At 68.8% G+C, this 18,559-nt stretch carries 13 protein-coding genes and 1 tRNA gene; 4 read left to right on the top strand and 10 right to left on the bottom strand.

All coding sequences use genetic code 11. The annotated features are described in order from the left end of the window. From KXJ60_RS09855 to KXJ60_RS09840, 4 genes are all read right to left on the bottom strand, one after another. Positions 1 to 87 (bottom strand) — tRNA-Leu (locus KXJ60_RS09855). Between the two features lie 81 nt (positions 88 to 168). Further along, the gene (locus KXJ60_RS09850; protein WP_291126755.1) at positions 169 to 2,730 is read right to left on the bottom strand and encodes a TRAP transporter permease; all 2,562 of its coding nucleotides are present in this window, start codon (positions 2,728 to 2,730) and stop codon (positions 169 to 171) included. A 102-nt stretch (positions 2,731 to 2,832) separates the two neighbouring features. After that, complete coding sequence (locus KXJ60_RS09845) at positions 2,833 to 3,810, bottom strand: TAXI family TRAP transporter solute-binding subunit (protein ID WP_291126753.1); 978 nt, start codon at positions 3,808 to 3,810, stop codon at positions 2,833 to 2,835. Between the two features lie 100 nt (positions 3,811 to 3,910). Continuing rightward, on the bottom strand, positions 3,911 to 5,242 hold the full coding sequence (locus KXJ60_RS09840) for an aspartate aminotransferase family protein (RefSeq protein ID WP_291126751.1): 1,332 nt from the start codon (positions 5,240 to 5,242) through the stop codon (positions 3,911 to 3,913). A 183-nt stretch (positions 5,243 to 5,425) separates the two neighbouring features. Here KXJ60_RS09840 and KXJ60_RS09835 point away from each other — a divergent pair, with 183 nt between their 5' ends. After that, positions 5,426 to 6,721 carry a D-amino acid dehydrogenase gene (locus KXJ60_RS09835; RefSeq protein WP_291126749.1) on the top strand — a complete coding sequence of 432 codons (1,296 nt, stop codon included), beginning with the start codon at positions 5,426 to 5,428 and terminating at the stop codon, positions 6,719 to 6,721. Here KXJ60_RS09835 and KXJ60_RS09830 read toward each other — a convergent pair. The 3 genes from KXJ60_RS09830 to KXJ60_RS09820 form a co-directional block, all read right to left on the bottom strand. Beyond that, positions 6,675 to 7,580 carry a LysR substrate-binding domain-containing protein gene (locus KXJ60_RS09830; RefSeq protein ID WP_291126747.1) on the bottom strand — a complete coding sequence of 302 codons (906 nt, stop codon included), beginning with the start codon at positions 7,578 to 7,580 and terminating at the stop codon, positions 6,675 to 6,677. The two genes, KXJ60_RS09835 and KXJ60_RS09830, sit on opposite strands and share 47 nt — an antisense overlap. A 309-nt stretch (positions 7,581 to 7,889) precedes the next feature. Beyond that, positions 7,890 to 11,048, bottom strand: coding sequence for an efflux RND transporter permease subunit (locus KXJ60_RS09825; RefSeq protein WP_291126745.1), 3,159 nt, complete (start codon positions 11,046 to 11,048; stop codon positions 7,890 to 7,892). A gap of 8 nt (positions 11,049 to 11,056) precedes the next feature. Then, complete coding sequence (locus KXJ60_RS09820) at positions 11,057 to 12,163, bottom strand: efflux RND transporter periplasmic adaptor subunit (RefSeq protein WP_291126744.1); 1,107 nt, start codon at positions 12,161 to 12,163, stop codon at positions 11,057 to 11,059. Positions 12,164 to 12,285: 122 nt separating this feature from the next. Between KXJ60_RS09820 and hpnC the strand changes: the two genes are divergently transcribed. After that, positions 12,286 to 13,185, top strand: a complete 900-nt coding sequence (hpnC, locus tag KXJ60_RS09815; protein ID WP_291126742.1) for a squalene synthase HpnC — start codon at positions 12,286 to 12,288, stop codon at positions 13,183 to 13,185. 13 nt (positions 13,186 to 13,198) lie between these two features. Here hpnC and KXJ60_RS09810 read toward each other — a convergent pair whose 3' ends face one another. Both KXJ60_RS09810 and KXJ60_RS09805 read right to left on the bottom strand, forming a co-directional pair. Continuing rightward, positions 13,199 to 13,639 (bottom strand): nucleoside deaminase, encoded by a 441-nt coding sequence (locus KXJ60_RS09810; protein ID WP_291126740.1) that lies wholly within the window; start codon positions 13,637 to 13,639, stop codon positions 13,199 to 13,201. Positions 13,640 to 13,738: 99 nt separating this feature from the next. After that, positions 13,739 to 14,902: a mechanosensitive ion channel family protein gene (locus KXJ60_RS09805; RefSeq protein WP_291126738.1), complete on the bottom strand. Its 1,164-nt coding sequence runs from the start codon at positions 14,900 to 14,902 to the stop codon at positions 13,739 to 13,741. 78 nt (positions 14,903 to 14,980) lie between these two features. On the opposite strand from KXJ60_RS09805, the gene KXJ60_RS09800 reads away from it, so the two are divergent. Continuing rightward, positions 14,981 to 16,279 carry an NAD(P)/FAD-dependent oxidoreductase gene (locus KXJ60_RS09800; protein ID WP_291126736.1) on the top strand — a complete coding sequence of 433 codons (1,299 nt, stop codon included), beginning with the start codon at positions 14,981 to 14,983 and terminating at the stop codon, positions 16,277 to 16,279. 21 nt (positions 16,280 to 16,300) lie between these two features. On the opposite strand, the gene KXJ60_RS09795 is transcribed toward KXJ60_RS09800, so the two are convergent. Next, a complete protein-coding gene (locus KXJ60_RS09795; protein ID WP_291126734.1) occupies positions 16,301 to 17,899 on the bottom strand; it encodes an alkaline phosphatase D family protein in 1,599 nt (532 codons plus the stop codon). Between the two features lie 157 nt (positions 17,900 to 18,056). Here KXJ60_RS09795 and KXJ60_RS09790 point away from each other — a divergent pair, with 157 nt between their 5' ends. Beyond that, a complete protein-coding gene (locus KXJ60_RS09790; RefSeq protein WP_291126732.1) occupies positions 18,057 to 18,527 on the top strand; it encodes an EVE domain-containing protein in 471 nt (156 codons plus the stop codon). The last annotated feature ends 32 nt before the right edge of the window (positions 18,528 to 18,559 follow it).

Raw genomic sequence — 18,559 nt, 5'->3', positions numbered from 1 at the left:
TGGTGCGCGGGGGGGGACTCGAACCCCCACACCATTGCTGGCGTCAGGACCTAAACCTGGTGCGTCTACCAATTTCGCCACCCGCGCGCCGGGTCGGGTTGTTCCGTGTCACGCCGCGCGGAAAAACCGCTGGGTGACAGGTGGGCCCCTTCATGGCAGCCCGCGATTCTATCCGTTGAGACGGCGCCCCTGGTTCCACCACACCAGCAACACCAGCAGCAAGGCAGGCAGGTAGAACCAGTGGGGTGTGGGCCGGTCGGTGGGCACCTGCACGCTGGTCACGTCCCAGCCTTGCTCGAAGCCCGACTTGGCCGCACGCGTGCCGAACTTCACCTGCCCGATCTGCACCGCGCTGCCCAGCGGCACCAGCTGCAGGCCGGCTTCGGTGAGGCGCTTGCGGCCATCCTCGCCCTTCTCGCCGAGCTGCACGGCCACGGTCTTCACCACGTCATCGCCTTCGATGGTCATGCCCTGGATCACCATCACGATGCGGTCGTCGGTGGCGGTGTCGCGCGCCACCTCGTACACCTGCGTGGCGGGCACGGAGCGGTATTCGGGCTCGATGCGGTCCATGAAAAAGTCGGGGCGGAACAGCAGCACCACGGCGCACAGCAGCAGCACGGTTTCCCACCAGCGGCTCTTCACGCGGAACCAGTTCATGGTGACCGCCGCAAAGATCAGCGTGGCCAGCGTGCAGGCCAGCAGCAGCCGCGTGAGCTCGCCTGCACCGTGCACGTTGATGAGCAACAGCTGCGGGTTGAAGATCCAGATGAACGGGAGGATGACGGTGCGCAGCGCGTAGGTCGCGCCCTGCACGCCGGTCTTGATCGCGTCTTCGCCCGAGATGGCCGCCGCCGCAAAGGTGGCCAGCCCCACCGGGGGCGTGATGTCGCCCATGATCCCGTAATAGAAAACGAACAGGTGCACCGCGATCAGCGGAATGATCAGGCCCGACTGCGCCCCCAGCTCCACCACCACCGGCGCCATGAGCGTGGCCACCAGCACGTAGTTGGCGGTGGTGGGCACCCCCAGGCCGAGCACCAGGCACACGAAGGCGATGAAGAGCAGCATCACCATCACGTTGCCCTGCGCCACGAACTCCACAAACTCCGTCATGCGCAGGCCCATGCCGGTGAGCGTGATCGCGCCCACGATCACGCCCGCCGTGGCCGTGGCCACGCCAATGCCGATCATGTTGCGCGAACCGTCGTTGAAACCATCCACCACCGAGCGCCAGCCCTGCAGCCAGGTGCCGGCGCCACTGGTGCGGCGGAACATCGCGATCAAGGGGCGCTGCGTGAGCATGAGCACGATCAGCACCGTGACCGCCCAGAACGCCGAGAGCGCGGGCGACATCTCTTCGACCATCAGGCACCAGATGAGCACCGCAATCGGCATGAGGTAGTGCAGGCCCGCGCGCACGGTGGGCCAGGTCTGCAATGGCTTGGGGTCGTCGATGTCGATGTCGTCCGGCAGGTCGGGGCAGCTGGCCGCCTGCTGCACCGAAAACAGGTACAGCCCGAGCACCACGGCCGTGGCCGCATAGGGCGCCACCGCGCCCATGAGCGACTTGATGGCCTGCAGCAGGTAATACACCGCGCACACCACCACGATGCTGCCCGCGATGCCGATGGCGTTGCGCATCAGGCGCACGCGCCAGGGCCGGCGCACCGTTTGCAGAATGGGCTGCATGCCCATCTTCAGCGCTTCCAGGTGCACGATGTAGAGCAGCCCGATGTAGGACAGCGTGGCTGGCAGGAAGGCGTGCTTGACGATGTCGGCGTACGGGATGCCCACGTACTCCACCATGAGGAAAGCCGCCGCGCCCATCACCGGCGGCATGATCTGGCCGTTGACCGAACTCATGGTCTCGATGGCGCCGGCCTTCACGCCGCCATAGCCGGCCTTCTTCATGAGCGGGATGGTGAAGATGCCACCCGAGACCACGTTGGACACCGACGAGCCGGAGATCATGCCGTTAAGCGCGGACGACACCACCGCCACCTTGGCCGGCCCGCCGCGCAGGTGGCCCAGCGCCGCAAAGCTTACCTGCATCATGTAGTTGCCGCCGCCCGCGCGGTCGAGCAAGGCGCCAAAGAGCACGTACACAAAAATGGTGCCGGCCGACACGCCGAGCGCAATGCCGTACACGCCTTCGGTGGTGAGCCACATGTGCGAGATCAGGCGGTTGACCGACGCGCCTTTGTGCGAAAGCACCTCGGGCAGGTGCGGCCCGAGCAGGCAATAGGCGAGAAAGATCACCGCCAGCGCCGCCATGGGCCAGCCGACCGCACGGCGCGTGGCTTCGAGCAGCAGCACCACGCCGGTAAAGCCCACCACGATGTCCAGGGTGTTGGGCTGGCCCGGGCGCGTGGCCAGCTGGGCGTAGAACAGCATGAGGTAAGCGCCGCAGAACGCCGCCACCAGCGCCAGCAGCCAGTCGGCCCACGGCACGCGGTGGCGCGGCGAGCGCTTGAACGCCGGCCACGCCAGGAACGCGAGGAACAGCGCGAAGGCCAGGTGGATGGCGCGCGCCTCGGTGTCGTTGAGGATGCCGACGCCCAGCGCGAACGGCAGGGGCGAGGCGTACCAGTACTGGAACAGCGCCCAGAGCATGGCGGTGGCAAACACCACGCGGGCCGTCCAGCCGGTGGGCTTGCGCCCGCCCGTGTCGCTGTCGGCCACCAGTTGCTGCAGGGCTTGCGGCGCTTTTTCAATGTCGGTGCTCATGGCGTCGGTTCCAGAAATCGGGGCAGCGAGCTGCAAAAAAAATGGCGAAGAAATCTTCGCCATCCAGGTGCGTGCAGGGGATGCCGGCGGGCTCCCGTCAGATCACTTCACCCAGCCCTTTTCCTTGTAGTAGCGAAATGCACCTTCATGCAGGGGCGCGCTCAGGCCGTCCTTGACCATGCCCTCGTGCGTGAGGTTGGCCAGCGCCGGGTGCAGCTTCTTGAACTCGTCGAAGTTGTCGAACACGGCCTTGACCACCTGGTACACCGTCTCGGGCGAGGTCTTGCTGGACGCCACCACCGTGGCCGACACGCCGTAGGTCTGCGTGGGCTGCGGGTTGTTCGGGTACAGGCCGCCGGGCAGCGTCACCTTGGCGTAGTAAGGCTTCTCGGCCACGAGCTTGTCCACCGCCGGGCCGGTGATGGACACGAGCTTGGCGCCGCAGGAGGTGGTGGGGTCCTGGATGTTGGCGCTGGGGTGGCCCACGGCGTAGTAAAAGCCGTCGATCTTCCCGTCGCACAGCGCGGGGCCGTGTTCGTCGGCCTTGAGCTCGGAGGCCAGTGAGAAGTCCGAGAGCTTCCAGCCCATGCCGGCGAGCAGCTCTTCCATGGACGAGCGGGTGCCCGAGCCGGGGTTGCCGACGTTGAAGCGCTTGCCCTTGAAGTCTTCAAACCTGGTGATGTTGGCTTCCTTGCGCGCCACCACCGTGAAGGGCTCGGGGTGCACGGCAAACACCGCGCGCAGGTCGCCCCAGGCGCCCGCGTCCTTGAACTGGCCCACGCCCTTGAGCGCGTTGAACTGCACGTCGGACTGGGTGAAGCCCAGGTCGAGCTCGCCGGCCTTGATGGTGTTGACGTTGAACACCGAGCCGCCAGTGGATTCCACCGAGCAGCGAATGCCGTGCTTGGCGCGGTCCTTGTTCACCAGCCGGCAGATGGCCCCACCGGCAGCGTAGTAAACGCCCGTCACGCCCCCGGTGCCAATGGTCATGAACTTCTGCTGCGCCTGCGCGGGCGCCATCGGCGAGAGCAAGGCGGCGGCGGCGGCCAGGGTGCTCAGGGTGAGGGACGTTTTTTTCATGCGGTGGGCTCCTGGTGGTTTCAACGGGTTGAGAGAAGAGACATGAGGTGCAAGCAAGCTTCGTGCAGACCCGCTGCGATGGCGACGGGGTTTTCCCCCATCAGGCGGCCACCGCGCGGTCAATGGCCTGGGCCAGGCGCGACACGATCTGTTCGAGCTCGGCGGGCGTGCTGATGAAGGGTGGCGCGAGCAACACGTGGTCGCCACAGCGGCCGTCCACCGTGCCGCCCGAGGGATAGACCATCAGGCCGCCCTGCATGGCTTCGCTCTTGATGCGCACGTGCAGCTTGCGCGCGGGGTCAAACCATTGCTTGCTCTCGCGCTCGGCCACCAGCTCGACGCCCCAGAACAGGCCGCGTCCGCGGATGTCGCCCACGTGGGGGTGGTCGTCAAAGGCTGCGTGCAGCAGCGACTGCAGCTGCTGCCCGCGCTCGCGCACCTGCGCCAGCAGGCCGTCGCGCTGGATCACGCGCTGCACCGCCAGCGCGGCGGCGCACGCGATGGCGTGGCCCAGGTAGGTGTGGCCGTGCTGGAAGAGCCCGCTGCCCCGGCGAAACGCCTCCACCAGCCGCCCCTGCGCGAGCACCGCGCCGATCGGCTGGTACCCGCCACCCAGGCCCTTGGCGATGGTGAGCAGGTCGGGCACCACACCCTCCTGCTCGCAGGCATGCAGGGTGCCGGTGCGGCCCATGCCGCACATCACCTCGTCCAGGATCAGCAGGATGCCGTGGCGGTCGCACAGCTCGCGCACGCCCTTGAAGTAACCCGGCACGGCCGTGAGCACGCCCGCCGTGGCGCCGCCCATGGTCTCGGCCACGAAGGCCATCACGTTGCCGGCGCCGAGCCGGTCGATGGTGTCGGACAGCTCGGCCACCAGCCGCTGTCCGTACTGCTCGGCGGTTTCATCGGCGCGGCGGTCGCGGTACTCGTAGCAGGGCGATACGTGGGCCACGTCGATCAACAGCGGTTTGAACTGCTCGCGCCGCCACGCGTTGCCGCCCACGGCGAGCGCGCCCAGTGTGTTGCCGTGGTAGCTCTGGCGCCGCGCAATGAAATGCTGGCGCTGCGGCTGGCCGATCTCCACAAAGTACTGGCGCGCCATCTTCAGCGCCGCCTCCACCGCTTCCGAACCACCGCTCACAAAGTACACGTGGCTCATGCCGGCAGGCGCCGATTCGATCAGCACATCGGCCAGTTCCTCTGCCACCTCGGTGGTGAAGAAGCTGGTGTGGGCGTAGGCCAGCTGGTCGATCTGCGCGTGCATGGCGGCCACCACATCGGGGTGGCCGTGGCCCAGGCACGACACGGCGGCCCCTCCAGAGGCATCGAGGTAGCGCTTGCCGTCGGCATCGGTCAGGGTGATGCCCTCGCCGTGAATGGCAACGGGCAGCGCATGGTGCAACTGGCGGTGAAAGACGCGGGTGGTGGTCATGCGGTCAGGGCGGGTGGGAGCGGGCAGCTGAGGCGCAGTGTAGGCAGCGCAGGTGCGCAGGGAAAAATGCCTTTTTCACCCCGATCCATGCCTTGCGGTTATGGGCCACCCATGAGTTCACGGCATGGGCGTTGGCGCGTTTGGCATTTTTCGCGCACGCAGCGGCTGCCTACAGTGGAGCCCATGAACGCCTCCCTTCCACCCCCGCCGCACGTGTGCGTGCTCGGCGCCGGCATCATCGGCCTGGCCACGGCCTGGCAGTTGCGCCGTGACGGGTTCGAGGTCACCGTGATCGACCGCGCGCAACCCGGCACCGGCGCCAGCGCCGCCAACGGCGCCCAGCTGAGCTACGCCTACGTCCAGCCGCTGGCCGACCCGGGCATCTGGCGCCAGCTGCCCAAGCTGCTGTTCGCGGCCGACTCGCCGCTGAAGCTGCGCCTGCAGCCCGACCCGCATCAGTGGGCCTGGGGCCTGCAGTTCCTGGCCGCGTGCCGCAGCAGCGTGTCGCAGCGCACGACGGCCAGCCTGCTCGCGCTGGCCACCGAGAGCCGCGCCGGCTTTGAGCGCCTGCTGCAGGAACACGCCATCGACTGCGACTTTTCGGCCACCGGCAAGCTGGTGCTGTACGCCGACGAAGCCAGCTTCGCCGCAGCGCGCCAGCAGATGGCGCTGCAACGCCAGCTGGGCAGCGTGCAGCACGCACTGTCGCCGGCCGAGAGCGTGGCGGTCGAGCCCGCGCTGGCGGGCTACGCGCCGCGCTTTGCCGGCGCCATCCACACGCCCAGCGAGTGCGCGGCCGATTGCCACAAGGTGTGCGTGGCGCTGATGCAGTTGCTGCGCGAACAAGGCGTGCGCTTTCTGCTGGACACGCCCGTCACGCAGCTCGTGCGCCAGGGCCACCAGGTGGTGGCGGCCGACACACCGCAAGGCCCCGTGCGGGCCGATGCCTTCGTGGTCGCGCTGGGCAGCGCGTCACACCCCATGGCGCGCTCGCTCGGCCTGCGCGTGCCGGTGTACCCGCTCAAGGGCTACAGCCTCACGGTGGATGTGTCTGATGCGCCCGGCGCCGCGCCCCGCGTGAACGTGACCGACGCCGCACGCAAGGTGGTGTTTGCGCGGCTGGGCCAGCGCCTGCGCGTGGCCGGCATGGCCGAGCTGGTGGGCGAGAACACGCACATTCCGGCCGACCGCATCGACTCCCTCGTGGCCAGCGCGCGCGCCCTGTTTCCCCACGCCAGCGACTACCAGGATGTGCGGCCCTGGGCGGGTCTGCGCCCGGCCACGCCCACCGGCCTGCCCATGATCGGGCGCCTGCGCGGCGGGCCGCACAACGCGTGGTTCAACGTCGGACACGGCGCGCTGGGTTTCACGCTGGCCTTTGGCAGCGCCCAGCGCCTCTCGGCCCAGCTGCGCGAACACCACGCGCCCAGGCTCAGGCGGTCGGCAGGTCCTGCAGCGCCTGCTGCATGCAGCGCGTGAAGGCGCGGGTGGTGAGCGAATGCGGCCGCGCCGTGGGCCGCAGCACGCGCACCGTGGTGGGCACGGCGGGCTCCAGCTTGAGCACGTCGACCTTGTCCCGGTCGGCCGACGCGGCGGTGCAGCTCTCCACCATGGCCACACCCACGCCATGGTGCGCCAACGCCAGGGCGACGTGGTAGGTCTGCACGGTCATCACTTCCTTGAGGCCGGCGCCGCTGTCGCGCACGGTGTGGGCCAGCAACAGGCCCAGCGGGTCCTGCCCGTCCAGCGCAATCACGGGCAGCTTGGAGAGCTGGGCGAACGTGATGGTGCCGGCCTTGACCTGTCGCGCGGGCAACAGGCCTTTGGGCACCACGCACACCACGTGCCGCTCGGCGAGTTGTTCCTGCACCAGCGCGGGGTGCGACACGGCGCTGAAAACGTAGCCCACATCGGCTTCCTGCAGCACGAGCGAGGAAATGATCTGCGGTGAGTGCAGCGCTTCGTGTTGCACGCGCACGGTGGGGTGCTTTTCGCGAAAGAGGCGCATGGCGCGTGGGAACACTTCGTAGCTCAGGGCGAGCACGGTGAGCACGCGCAGCTCGCCTTTGCCACGCCCGGCCTTGAGGCTGGCGGAGAGGCGCTGCACTTCGTCGAGCTGGGCAAACAGGCGCTCGATGTGGGGATACAGCGTCTGCGCTTCTTCGGTGGGCCGCAGCCGCCCGCCAATGCGCTGGAACAGCGGAAAACCCAGCTGGATCTCCGCATGCTGCAGGGTGCGGCTGACCGCAGGCTGCGTGACGTTGATCATGCGGGCCGCCGCACTCACGCTGCCGGTGAGCATGACGGCGTTGAAGACTTCAATGTGTCTGAGGCGCATGCGACCTATTGTTGACCATGTTGTCTCCGGCCGAGCCGGTCATCGGCGACACCGGGGCGCGGCTCCGCGGCTGTCCCCCGAACCGGCTGCGCCGGTTCTCCTCCTTTTATGCCGCTGCGCCGCGCCCCGGCATCACCGATGACCAAAGGGCGCTCGAAACGTGGGTGCGCCACCATCTCCTGGCTCGGAGGCGGTTGGCGCTCTGCGTAGCGAAATAAGAGGAGGAGCCGGCACCAGCCGGCGGGGGACATTCGCGGAGCAGAGCGCCAACCGCCTCCGAGCCCGCGAACCCCATGCCCAACACCGGCATCAAGCAGGCCGCTTCACCCGGAACCAGGCCGCGTACATCGCCGGCAAGGCCAGCAAAGTCAGCACCGTGGCCACCACCAGCCCGCCCATGATCGCCACCGCCATCGGCCCCCAGAACACACTGCGCGACAGCGGAATCATCGCCAGCACGGCGGCCGCCGCCGTCAGCACGATGGGGCGCATGCGACGCACCGCCGCTTCCACGATCGCGTCCCACGCCGGCATGCCGCGCGCGCGGTCCTGCTCGATCTGGTCGATCAGGATCACCGAGTTGCGCTGGATCATGCCCATCAAGGCAATCACCCCCAGCAACGCCACGAAACCAAACGGCCGGTTCAGCAGCAGCAACGCACCCGCCACCCCCGCCATGCCCATCGGGCCGGTCAGGAACACCAGCATCGAACGGCTGAAACTCTGCAGCTGCAGCATCAGCAACGTGAAGGTGATGAACAGCATCAGGGGAATGCCCACCACGATCGCCGCCGAGCCCTTGCTGCTCTCTTCCACCGCACCCGCCACCTCAATGTGGTACGCACCCAGGCCGCGCGCGGCCCAGCCGTCGCTGATCGCCTTGAGCTGCGGCTTGAGCTGCGCCGTCACCGTGGCGCCCTGCAAGCCCTCCACCACGTCGCCCTGCACCGTGATCGCGTAATCGCGGTTCTCGCGCCAGAGCACGCCGGGCTCCCAGTCGAACACCGGCTTGGCGATCTGCAGCAACGGAATCGCCTGGCCGCTGGCGGTGGGCAGGTAGGCATTGGCCAGGCTCGTGATGGCATCGCGCTCGTCCAGCGGCTGGCGCAGCACGATGTCGATGAGCTTGTCGCCGTCGCGGTACTGGCCCACCGTGGTGCCCGAGAGCAGCGTGCGCGCGGCCTGCGCAATGGACTGGCTGGACACACCCAGCGCACGCGCCTTGGCCTGGTCCACTTCCAGGCGCAGCTTCTTCACCGACTCATTCCAGTTGTCGTTCACGCCGCGCATGTTCGGGCTCTCGCGCAGGGCCTGCTTCACCTCGTCGGCCAGACCGCGCAAGGCCTGCGGGTCGGGGCCGACCACGCGGAACTGCACCGGATAAGGCACGGGGGGGCCGTTGGGCAGCAGCTTCACGCGACCGCGCACCTCGGGGAATTCGGTCGCCAGCAAGGCAGGCAGCGCCTTGCGCAGCCGCTCGCGCGTCTTCAGGTCTTTGGGCAGGATGATCATCTGCGAGACGTTGGTCTGCGGGAAGATCTGGTCCAGCGGCAAATAGAAACGCGGCACGCCCGAACCGACCCAGGTGGTCACGCTGCGCACACCCTCTTCCTTGGCCAGGCGGCTCTCGACGCGGCGCGCCACCTCGTCCATGGCGCGGATGCTGCTGCCTTCGGGTAACCACACATCCACCAGAATCTCGGGCCGGCTGGAGTCCGGGAAGAACTGCTGCTGCACCTGCCCCATGCCCACAATGCCCAGCACGAAGGTGAGGATGGTCGCGCCGATGGTGAGCCAGCGGTGCTGCACGCACCCGTTGACCAGCGCACGAAAGCGCACGTAGAAGGGGCCGTCAAACACCTCGTGCGGCTCGCCCTCGGCGTGTGGCTTGACCTTGAGCAGCACCACCCCCAGGTAAGGCACGAACAGCACCGCCACCACCCACGAGATCACCAGCGCCAGCACCGTGACCGCGAAGATGGCGAAGGTGTATTCGCCCGTGGTGGAGTTGGCCAGGCCAATGGGCAGGAAGCCGGCCGCGGTGATCAGCGTGCCGGTGAGCATGGGCATCGCCGTGGCGTCCCAGGTGAAGGTGGCGGCGCGCGCCATGCTGTAGCCCTCCTCGAGCTTGCGCACCATCATCTCCACCGCAATGATCGCGTCGTCCACCAGCAGGCCCAGCGCAATGATCAGCGAGCCCAGCGAAATCTTGTGCAGGCCAATGCCCCAGTAGTACATGGCCAGGAACGTGATCGACAGCACCAGCGGGATGGTGACGAACACCACCAGGCCCGGGCGGATGTCGAGCACATAGCTGCGCCAGCCCCGGCCCCCCGGGCGCTTGTGCAGCCCCAGCGCGAGGAAGCTCACCGCGAGCACGATCACCACCGCCTCGATCAGCACCTTCACGAACTCGTTAACCGAGGTCGTCACCGCGCTGGGTTGGTCCTGCACGTGCGCCAGCGTCATGCCCGCGGGCAAGGTGGCCTCGATGTCGGCCACGGTGGTGTGCAGCGCCTTGCCCAGGGCAATGATGTCGCCGCCCTTGGCCATGGAGATGCCCAGCGCGATGCTGTCCTGGCCTTCGTGGCGCACCATCACCTGCGGCGGGTCCACATAGCCCAGCTGGATCTGCGCGATGTCGCCCAGGCGGATCTGCGTGCCGTTGGCCGCGCGGATCGGCATGGCGCGCAGCTGCTCCACCGAATTGAAAGCCCCGGCCACGCGCACCTGCACCACGTCTTGCGGTGTCTGCACCGTGCCGGCCGACTCCACCGCGTTCTGCTGGCCCAGCGCATCGAGCACCTGCTGCAGGTTCAGCCCCAGGGTGGCCAGGCGCTTTTGCGAGATCTCGATGTAGAGCTTTTCGTCCTGCACGCCAAAGAGCTCGACCTTGCTCACGTCGCGCACGCGCAGCAGCCGCTGGCGCACATCGTCGGCCACCGACTTTTTCTCGGCCGCCGAGAAGCCCTCACCCTGCAGCGCATAGATCACGCCGTAGACATCGCCGAACTCGTCGTTGAAGAACGGCCCCACCACGCCTTGCGGCAGCGTGCCGCGCATGTCACCGATCTTCTTGCGCGCCGTGTACCAGATCTGCGGCACCTCCTGCGGCGCGGCGGAGTCTTTCAGCTGGAACAGGATGAGCGCCTCGCCCGGCTTGGAGTAGCTGCGGATCTTGTCCGCGTAGGGCACTTCCTGCAGCGTTTTTTCAATGCGGTCGGCCACCTGCTCGGCGACCTGTTCGGCGGTGGCGCCCGGCCAGTAGGCGCGCACCACCATGGCCCGGAAGGTGAAGGGCGGGTCTTCGTCCTGCCCGAGCTGAAAGTAGGCCGTCACGCCCAGCACCATCAGCACGATCATCAGGTAGCGGGTGAAGGCCTGGTGGTCCAGCGCCCATTGCGAAAGGTTGAAGCGCGACACCCACGAGCTGGGGTGATCGGGCGTGGTGTGGGACGCGTCTTGCATGCCGGGCCTCACTGCGCCGCGGCGGCAAAGCGCGTGACCTTCTGGCCTGGCGACAGCACGTGCACGCCGATGGCCACCACCTCCTCACCCAGTTGGAGGCCGGCGAGGATGACCATCTCGTTGCCATCGGCACCCGCCACCTGCACCTGGCGCGGCTGCACCGTGCTGGTGGCGGCATCAAACACCCACACCGCCGAACCTGAGCGATCGCCCTGGTCCGAACGCATCAGCGCGCTGGTGGGCAGCTTGATCACCGGCGCCGCGGCCGAGGCAGCGCCCAGCGTCACATAAGCGGTGGCGCCCAGGGGCACGGTGGCCTGGTCGGGCAGCGAGAGCTTGACCTGGTAGGTGCGCGTGATGGCGTCGGCGCTGGCGGCCACCTCGCGCACCGTGGCTTGAAGCGGCGCTGCGCTGCTGGCCTTGCCCGCGCCGGCCCACAGGCGAACCTGCGCAAAAAGCCCGGGCTGGATCTGCGCGACCCGGTCTTCGGGCACGGCAATCACCACGTCGCGTGCACCATCGCGTGCCACGCGCACCACAGGGGTGCCGGCGGCCACCACCTGGCCCACTTCAGCGTCCACGGCCAGCACCACACCGGCGCCATCGGCCAGCAGGCGCGCATAGCCCGCCTGGTTGCCCTGCACCGCGCCTTGTGCTTTGGCCTGGCGCAAGCTGGCCTCGGCCGACTGCAGCGTGGCCTGGCGGCGTTCGATCTCGGCCCCGCTCACAAAACCCTGCGCCTGCAGATCCTGGTAGCGCTTGAGGTCGGCCGCGGCCAGATCGCGCTGCGTTTGCGCCGCGCTCACCTGCGCCTGCGCGGCCTGGCTGGAGAGCGCCAGGTCTTGCGCATCCAGTTGCGCGAGCAACTGGCCCGGCTTCACCCGCTGCCCCACCTCGGCCGGCCGCTGCACCAGCTTGCCGCCCACCCGAAAACCCAGCCGCGACTCGGTGCGCGCCCGCACCTCGCCCGCGTACTCGGTGCGCGCCACCACCGGGCCCGTGCCCACGGTGTGCAGCTTGACCGAACGGATGGGCGGCTCCACCACGGGCGCACGGGAGCAGGCGCTCAGCGCCGCAACGGCGCTCGCGATCAGGACAAAATGCAGTCTTTTCATGGCGTTGCAGCGGGTTCGGGTGACAAGGGCACTGGACCGGGGAATGCGCGCAGACCGCACGATTCACTAATGACTGACCGGTTAGTAACCAAAATTGTAGAGCATCAAACGGGCCAACCCGCATGACAAATCCGTCATTCAACGGGTCCGACGCCGTGCCACTGGGCTCCAGCGTCGGCCACTACGAGAACTTTCCCGTGGCCTCCTGGCTGTGCCCGCCGGCGCTGCGCCCGGCGGTGGCTGCCATCTACCACTTCGCCCGCACGGCCGACGACATCGCCGATGAAGGCGATGCCAGCACCGAACAACGCCTGGCCGACCTGGCCGCCTACCGCGCCGAGCTGCACCATGCGCTGCAGCCCACCTCGCGCGCCACGCTGGACATGCCCACGGCGCGCTGGCCCGGCATCTTCATGCCGCTGGGTGCGGCTGCGCGGCGCCATGCCCTGCCCGCCCAGTGCCTGCACGACCTCATCAGCGCTTTCGAGCAAGACACGCGCCACACCGCCACCCACCACCGCCCGGCCGACACGCCCGAGCTGCTGGCCTATTGCCGCCTTTCGGCCAACCCCGTGGGGCGCCTGCTGCTGCACCTCTATGGCGTGCGGGACGAGGTGTCGCTGCAGCAGAGCGACCAGATCTGCAGCGCCTTGCAGCTCATCAACTTCTGGCAAGACCTCAGCGTGGACCTGCCACGCCAGCGCTGCTACCTCCCCGCCGACACGCTTGCCCGGCATGGCGTGACGGTGGAAGACTTTGAAACCGACCGCCCCTCGCGACTGGCGGCCATGCAGGCGGTGGTGGCCGAGCTGTGTGCCCACGCGCGCGGCCTCATGCAGCAAGGCGCCCCGCTCGTGCACCGGGTGCCGGGGCGTGCGGGCTGGGAGCTGCGCCTGGTGGTGCAAGGCGGCCTGCGCATCCTGGACCGCATTGCCGCGCAGCCGCACCTGAGCTGGCAGCAACGCGTCACCATCCACAAGACCGACCTGCCGCTGATGGCCTGGCGCGCGCTCTGGATGTGAGGCACGGCGCGGCTCAGGGTTCGCCGATGTCTTCGTTCCAGAGCTGCGGTTCGGCGGCAATGAAGTCGCGCATGAGGTGCACGCAGGTCGGGTCTTGCAGCACCTCGACCGCCACGCCCCGGCTGCGCAACCAGCCCTCTTCGCCCATGAAGGTCTGGTTCTCCCCCACCACCACTTTGGGAATGCCGTAGAGCGCGATGGCGCCGCTGCACATGGGGCAAGGCGACAGCGTGGTGTAGATCACCGACTCGCGGTAAACGCGGGCGGGCTGGCGGCCCGCGTTTTCCAGCGCGTCCATTTCGCCGTGGAGGATCGCGCTGCCCTGCTGCACGCGGCGGTTGTGCCCACGGCCGATGATGCGGCCCTGGTGCACGATCACCGAGCCAATCGGAATGCCGCCTTCGGCGCGGCCGAGGCGGGCTTCTTCGATGGCGGCTTGCATGAAGGGGTCCATGGCATCTCCTTGGGCGTGTGGCCCTCCGGGTGGCGGCCTGCGGGGCATTGTGTAGCAGGCTTCGTGCCGCGCCTGGCCACGGTCGCGATGCCCGCGCGATCAGGTGCGGGGGGCGGCTGCGGTCTCCATTTCGGCGGCACCCCCGGCTGCAGGCCGTGGCCCCCCCGGCGCCGAGGGTTCACCGGGTTCACCGGGTTCGGCGGGGTCGAGCTCGGCGCGATGGCGCGGCAGGTAGCCCGGGTACTCGCGTTGAATGAAATCGATCAGCGATTCGCGCACGTGGCAGCGCAAATCCCATGCCGCAGGTGCCGAGGCGGCGGTCACAAGGCAGCGCAGCTGCATGGCTTTGTCGCCCGCCTCGGTCACCTGCAGCAAGGCAAAGCGCTGGTCCCAGTGGGGCGAGGCCTCGCAAGCCTTTTGCAAGGCCTCGCGCAAGGGCGCCAGCGGCATGCGGTAGTCGACCCACAGAAACACGGTGCCAATGAGTTCGGAGGTGCTGCGCGTCCAGTTCTGGAAGGGTTTCTCGATCCAGTATTGCAGCGGCACCACCAGGCGGCGCTGGTCCCAGATGCGCACCACCACGTAGGTGCCGGTGATCTCTTCGATCACGCCCCATTCGTTCTCGACGATCACCACGTCGTCGATGCGGATGGGCTGGCTCAGCCCGATCTGCAGACCCGCAATGAGGTTGCCCAGCACCGGGCGCGCGGCGAAGCCCGCCACGATGCCCACCACCCCGGCTGAGGCCAGCAGGCTGGTGCCGATCTGGCGCACCGCGGGAAAGGTCATGAGCATGAGCGACACGCCGATCAGCACCACCATGCCCTGCACCGTGCGCGAGAGCACCTGGGTCTGCGTCTGGATGCGCCGCGCGGCCAGGTTGTCGGCCACGGCCAGCGGGTTGGCGTCCGCCACACCCCGGGCCACGCCGTGCACGGCGCGCGCCAGCAGCCAGGTGAGCACGGCAATGAACAGCAGGCTGAAGAGGCGCTCCACCCCCGACACCCACGCCAGGCCCTCGGGCCGTTGCTGCCAGGCCAGGCCCAGCGCCAGCAGGTACAGCAGCAGGTGCGCAGGCGCTTCAATGGCGCGCGCCACACTCGCCATCATGGGCGCACGCGGAGCCATGCGCCGCACCACGCGGCGACCCAGGCGAAACACCAGCTCGGCCAGTGCCAGCAGCGGCACAACAAGTGCAAACGCAGGGAACCAATCGGCGTGCACGAAGGGAAAAACGTCGGAGTACCAGTGAGTCACATTCATGGCCCATGTTAGTCGCTGGTGTGGCGCGCGCAGACCCGTGGTCTACAGTGCACGCTGGCTTGATGACGGGATGAACGCATGCAGACAAGGATCGTGATCGTGGGTGGTGGCGCAGGCGGCCTGGAACTGGCCTGCAAGCTGGGGCGCAAGCTCGGCGCCGAGCAGGTCACGCTGGTGGACGGGCAGCTCTTTCACATCTGGAAGCCCTCGCTGCACGAGGTGGCCGCCGGCACGCTGGACATCCACCAGGAGGGGCTGTCGTACGAAATGCTGGCGCACGACAACCGCTTCACCTTCTGCCTGGGTGCCATGACGGCGCTGGACGCCACGGCCCAGGTGATCACGGTGGCGCCCGTGGCCGACGAGCACGGCGAGGTGCTCATTCCCGAACGCACCCTGCCCTTTGACCAGCTGGTGCTGGCCGTGGGCAGCACCGCCAACCACTTCAACGTGCCCGGCGCGGCTGAGCACACGCTCTCGCTCAACCGCCCGGCCGACGCCGAGCACTTCCGCCTGCGCATGCTCAAGCTGCTCACGGCCGCCGAGCTGCGCAAGAGTGCGGGCACGACCGCCCAGGTGCGCACGGTGATCATCGGTGGCGGTGCCACCGGCGTGGAGCTGGCGGCCGAGCTGCGGGAAGCCAGCGTGGTGCACTCGCGCTACGGGTTTCGCCGGCTCGATCCCTTGAAGGACGTGCAGATCACCCTGCTCGAAGGCGCTGAGCGCATCCTCGCGCCGCTGCCGGAAAAGGTGTCGCAGGCGGCGGCGCAGTTGCTGAAAGAGCGCCACGTCACCATCGAGACCGGCTGCCGCGTCGCGCGCATCACGCCGCAGCAGGTGGAAGACGCCACCGGTCGCGTCTTTCCGGCCGATCTGGTGGTGTGGGCGGCGGGCATCAAGGCGCCCGACATGCTGGCCACGCTGGGCCTGCCCACGAACCGCTCGGGCCAGCTGGAGCTGGAGCCCCACCTGCTCGTGAAAGGCCAGCAGAACATTTACGCGCTGGGCGACTGCGCGGCCTGCCCCACGGCGGCCGGCACCTTCGTGCCACCGCGCGCGCAGGCCGCGCACCAGCAGGCCAGCTACCTCGTGGATGCGCTCATGCGGCGCGCCAACGGCCAGGCCGCGCGCACCGCGCCCTACGTCTACAAGGACCACGGTTCGCTGGTGTCACTGGGCACGCAGACCTCGGTGGGCAACCTCATGGGCAGCCTGTTTCGCTCGACCTGGTACGTGCAGGGCATGTTCGCGCGCCTGATGTACGTGAGCCTGCACCTGATGCACCACCAGGCGGTGCTGGGCAGCCTGCGCACCGGCGTGCTGGCGGTGGCGCGCTTCCTGGTGAAGCGGGCCACGCCGCTGGTCAAGCTGCACTGAGCGGCGCGCGTTCGCGCGCGGTCACACCGACTGCGGGCCGGGCGTGCCGTCCTGCACCACAAAGCGCGCCTGCGTTGTGATGCCGCTGTCGGCGCGGGTCACGTCGTCGAGCACGCGCAGGGTGGTCGTCCAGCGCTGCGGCGTCACGTCGCACACCGCATAGCCGCGCTGGTCCGGGCGCGAGAGCACGATGTGCGGGTTGAGATCGGCCAGGCGCTGGGCCTGCTCCCGCGTGACGCTGCTGGACGACGTGATCGACGTGCCGCAGAACTCGCTGCCGATCACCGGCGACTGCGGGTCCGAAAAATCGGCCAGCACGCGGCTCACGCAGTTCTGGTGGATGTCACCGCCGACCCACACCGTGTTGCGCGGCGGGGTGCGGCGCACGGCGTCCAGCAGGCGCTGGCGGCTGGCGGGGTAGCCGTCCCAGGTGCCGCGCGAGTAGCGCTGCTCGGGCGCGCGCCGGTGGTTGCGCTGGGAAAACAGCGTCTGCTGCGCCAGCACGCTCCAGCGGGTGCCGCCGGCAGCGTCTTGCGACAGCCCCTGCTCCACCCAGCGCTCCTGGGCCTGGCCCAGCAGGGAGCGCGCGGCGTCGTGCAGCTCGGCGCACTCCTGGGGCGACACGCCGCCGCGCGGGGCCTGCGCGCTGCAGGCTTCGTGGTCGCGGTACTGGCGCGTGTCGAGCACGTGAAAGCGCAGCAGCTGCCCCCAGGCGTGGCGGTCGTAAATGCGCACACCGTCTGGCGTGCCCAGCCCACCGGGCCCATGCGCCAGCACCGAGGCGCGCAGGGGCATGTTCTCAAAGAAGGCCTGGTAGCCCGCGCCACGGCGCTGCTGGAACGCGGCGGGTGAGCCCTGGCCTTGCAGGCCGACGTAGTCGTTGTGCACTTCGTGGTCGTCCCAGGTGACGAGCCAGGGGCAGGCGCGGTGCGCGGCCTGCAGGTGGGCGTCGCTGCGGTAGAGGGCGTAGCGGTCGCGGTAGTCCTCCAGCGTCTGCGCCACCCGCAGCGTGTGCGTGCGCACCAGCGTCTCGCGCGCCGGGGTTTTGGGCATCGCGTATTCGTAGATGTAGTCGCCCAGAAAGAGCACGAGGTCGAGGTCTTCATCGAGCATGTGCCGGTAGGCGGCGTAGTGGCCATGTTCCCAGCGCTGGCAGGACGCGAACGCAAACCGCAACCGGCCCGGCAAAGCCTGCGCTGGCGGCGCGGTGCGCGTGCGCGCGGTGGCCGTGACGGCATCGCCGTGCATGAAGCGGTAGAAGTACCCGCGGTCGGGCCGCAGGCCGTTCACCTCCACATGCACGCTGTGCCCCAGCGCGGCCAGCGCCTGCGCCTGGCCCGAGCGCGCGATGCGCTGAAAGCCTTCGTCTTCGGCCACCTCCCAGCGCACCGTCAAGGCCTCGGGCAAGGCGGTGCGCGGGTTATCGGCCGGCACCGTGCCGGGCACCGGCCCGTCGAGCAGGCGGGTCCAGAGCACCACGCCGTCTTCGGTGGGGGCGCCGCTGGCCACGCCCAGGGGAAAAAGATCGCGCTGGCGCAGCGTGGCCGACCAGCCCCAGCGCGGCAGGGAGGTGGCGGTGGCGGCGGCGGTGGCCAGACGGAAAAGATCGCGACGCTGCATGAGACTGGCCCGGAACACGGCGGTGGGCCGATGGTACGGCGGACGCCGCCCGGGGCCTTGTGCGCCAGGCCCGGCGGCCGGTGCCCGGGCACCGCACAATCGCCGGCACACCGGGCCACGCGCGGGCCCACCGGCCGCGCCGAACGAAAGGACCCACATGCCCCCTCAGTACTGGCTGATGAAATCCGAGCCCGACGAGTGCTCGATCGACGACGCGCTGGCGGCCCCGAAAGCCACGGTGCCCTGGACCGGCGTGCGCAACTACCAGGCCCGCAACTTCATGCGCGACGCCATGCAGGTGGGCGACGGCGTGCTGTTCTACCACTCGAGTTGCCCCGAGCCCGGCATTGCGGGGCTGGCGCGCGTGGCCTCGGGCACGCGGCCCGACCCCACGCAGTTCGACGCCCGGTCGCCCTACTTCGATGCCGCTTCCAGGCTCGACGCGCCACGCTGGCTGCTGCTGGACGTGCAGGCCCTGCGCAAGACGCGGCTGATCGGCCTGCCGGAGTTGCGCGAGACGCCCGAATTGGCCGATATGCTCGTGCTCCAGCGCGGCAACCGGTTGTCGATCACGCCGGTCAGCGCCGAACACTGGGCGTTCATTCAAGACCGGCTGCTCGGCGGCTGAACCGGCCGCCCCCAGACACGCCCCCTCGACAC

Source organism: Hydrogenophaga sp. (genome assembly GCF_019264445.1).
Taxonomy (GTDB): domain Bacteria; phylum Pseudomonadota; class Gammaproteobacteria; order Burkholderiales; family Burkholderiaceae_C; genus Hydrogenophaga.
This window is presented reverse-complemented; position numbering and strand designations above follow the sequence as displayed.

Coding starts and splice junctions, on each gene's coding strand:
- KXJ60_RS09850 (WP_291126755.1), bottom strand. CDS start 2,730: ATGAGCACCGACATTGAAAAAGCGCCGCAAGCCCTGCAGCAACTGGTG.
- KXJ60_RS09845 (WP_291126753.1), bottom strand. CDS start 3,810: ATGAAAAAAACGTCCCTCACCCTGAGCACCCTGGCCGCCGCCGCCGCC.
- KXJ60_RS09840 (WP_291126751.1), bottom strand. CDS start 5,242: ATGACCACCACCCGCGTCTTTCACCGCCAGTTGCACCATGCGCTGCCC.
- KXJ60_RS09835 (WP_291126749.1), top strand. CDS start 5,426: ATGAACGCCTCCCTTCCACCCCCGCCGCACGTGTGCGTGCTCGGCGCC.
- KXJ60_RS09830 (WP_291126747.1), bottom strand. CDS start 7,580: ATGCGCCTCAGACACATTGAAGTCTTCAACGCCGTCATGCTCACCGGC.
- KXJ60_RS09825 (WP_291126745.1), bottom strand. CDS start 11,048: ATGCAAGACGCGTCCCACACCACGCCCGATCACCCCAGCTCGTGGGTG.
- KXJ60_RS09820 (WP_291126744.1), bottom strand. CDS start 12,163: ATGAAAAGACTGCATTTTGTCCTGATCGCGAGCGCCGTTGCGGCGCTG.
- hpnC (WP_291126742.1), top strand. CDS start 12,286: ATGACAAATCCGTCATTCAACGGGTCCGACGCCGTGCCACTGGGCTCC.
- KXJ60_RS09810 (WP_291126740.1), bottom strand. CDS start 13,639: ATGGACCCCTTCATGCAAGCCGCCATCGAAGAAGCCCGCCTCGGCCGC.
- KXJ60_RS09805 (WP_291126738.1), bottom strand. CDS start 14,902: ATGAATGTGACTCACTGGTACTCCGACGTTTTTCCCTTCGTGCACGCC.
- KXJ60_RS09800 (WP_291126736.1), top strand. CDS start 14,981: ATGCAGACAAGGATCGTGATCGTGGGTGGTGGCGCAGGCGGCCTGGAA.
- KXJ60_RS09795 (WP_291126734.1), bottom strand. CDS start 17,899: ATGCAGCGTCGCGATCTTTTCCGTCTGGCCACCGCCGCCGCCACCGCC.
- KXJ60_RS09790 (WP_291126732.1), top strand. CDS start 18,057: ATGCCCCCTCAGTACTGGCTGATGAAATCCGAGCCCGACGAGTGCTCG.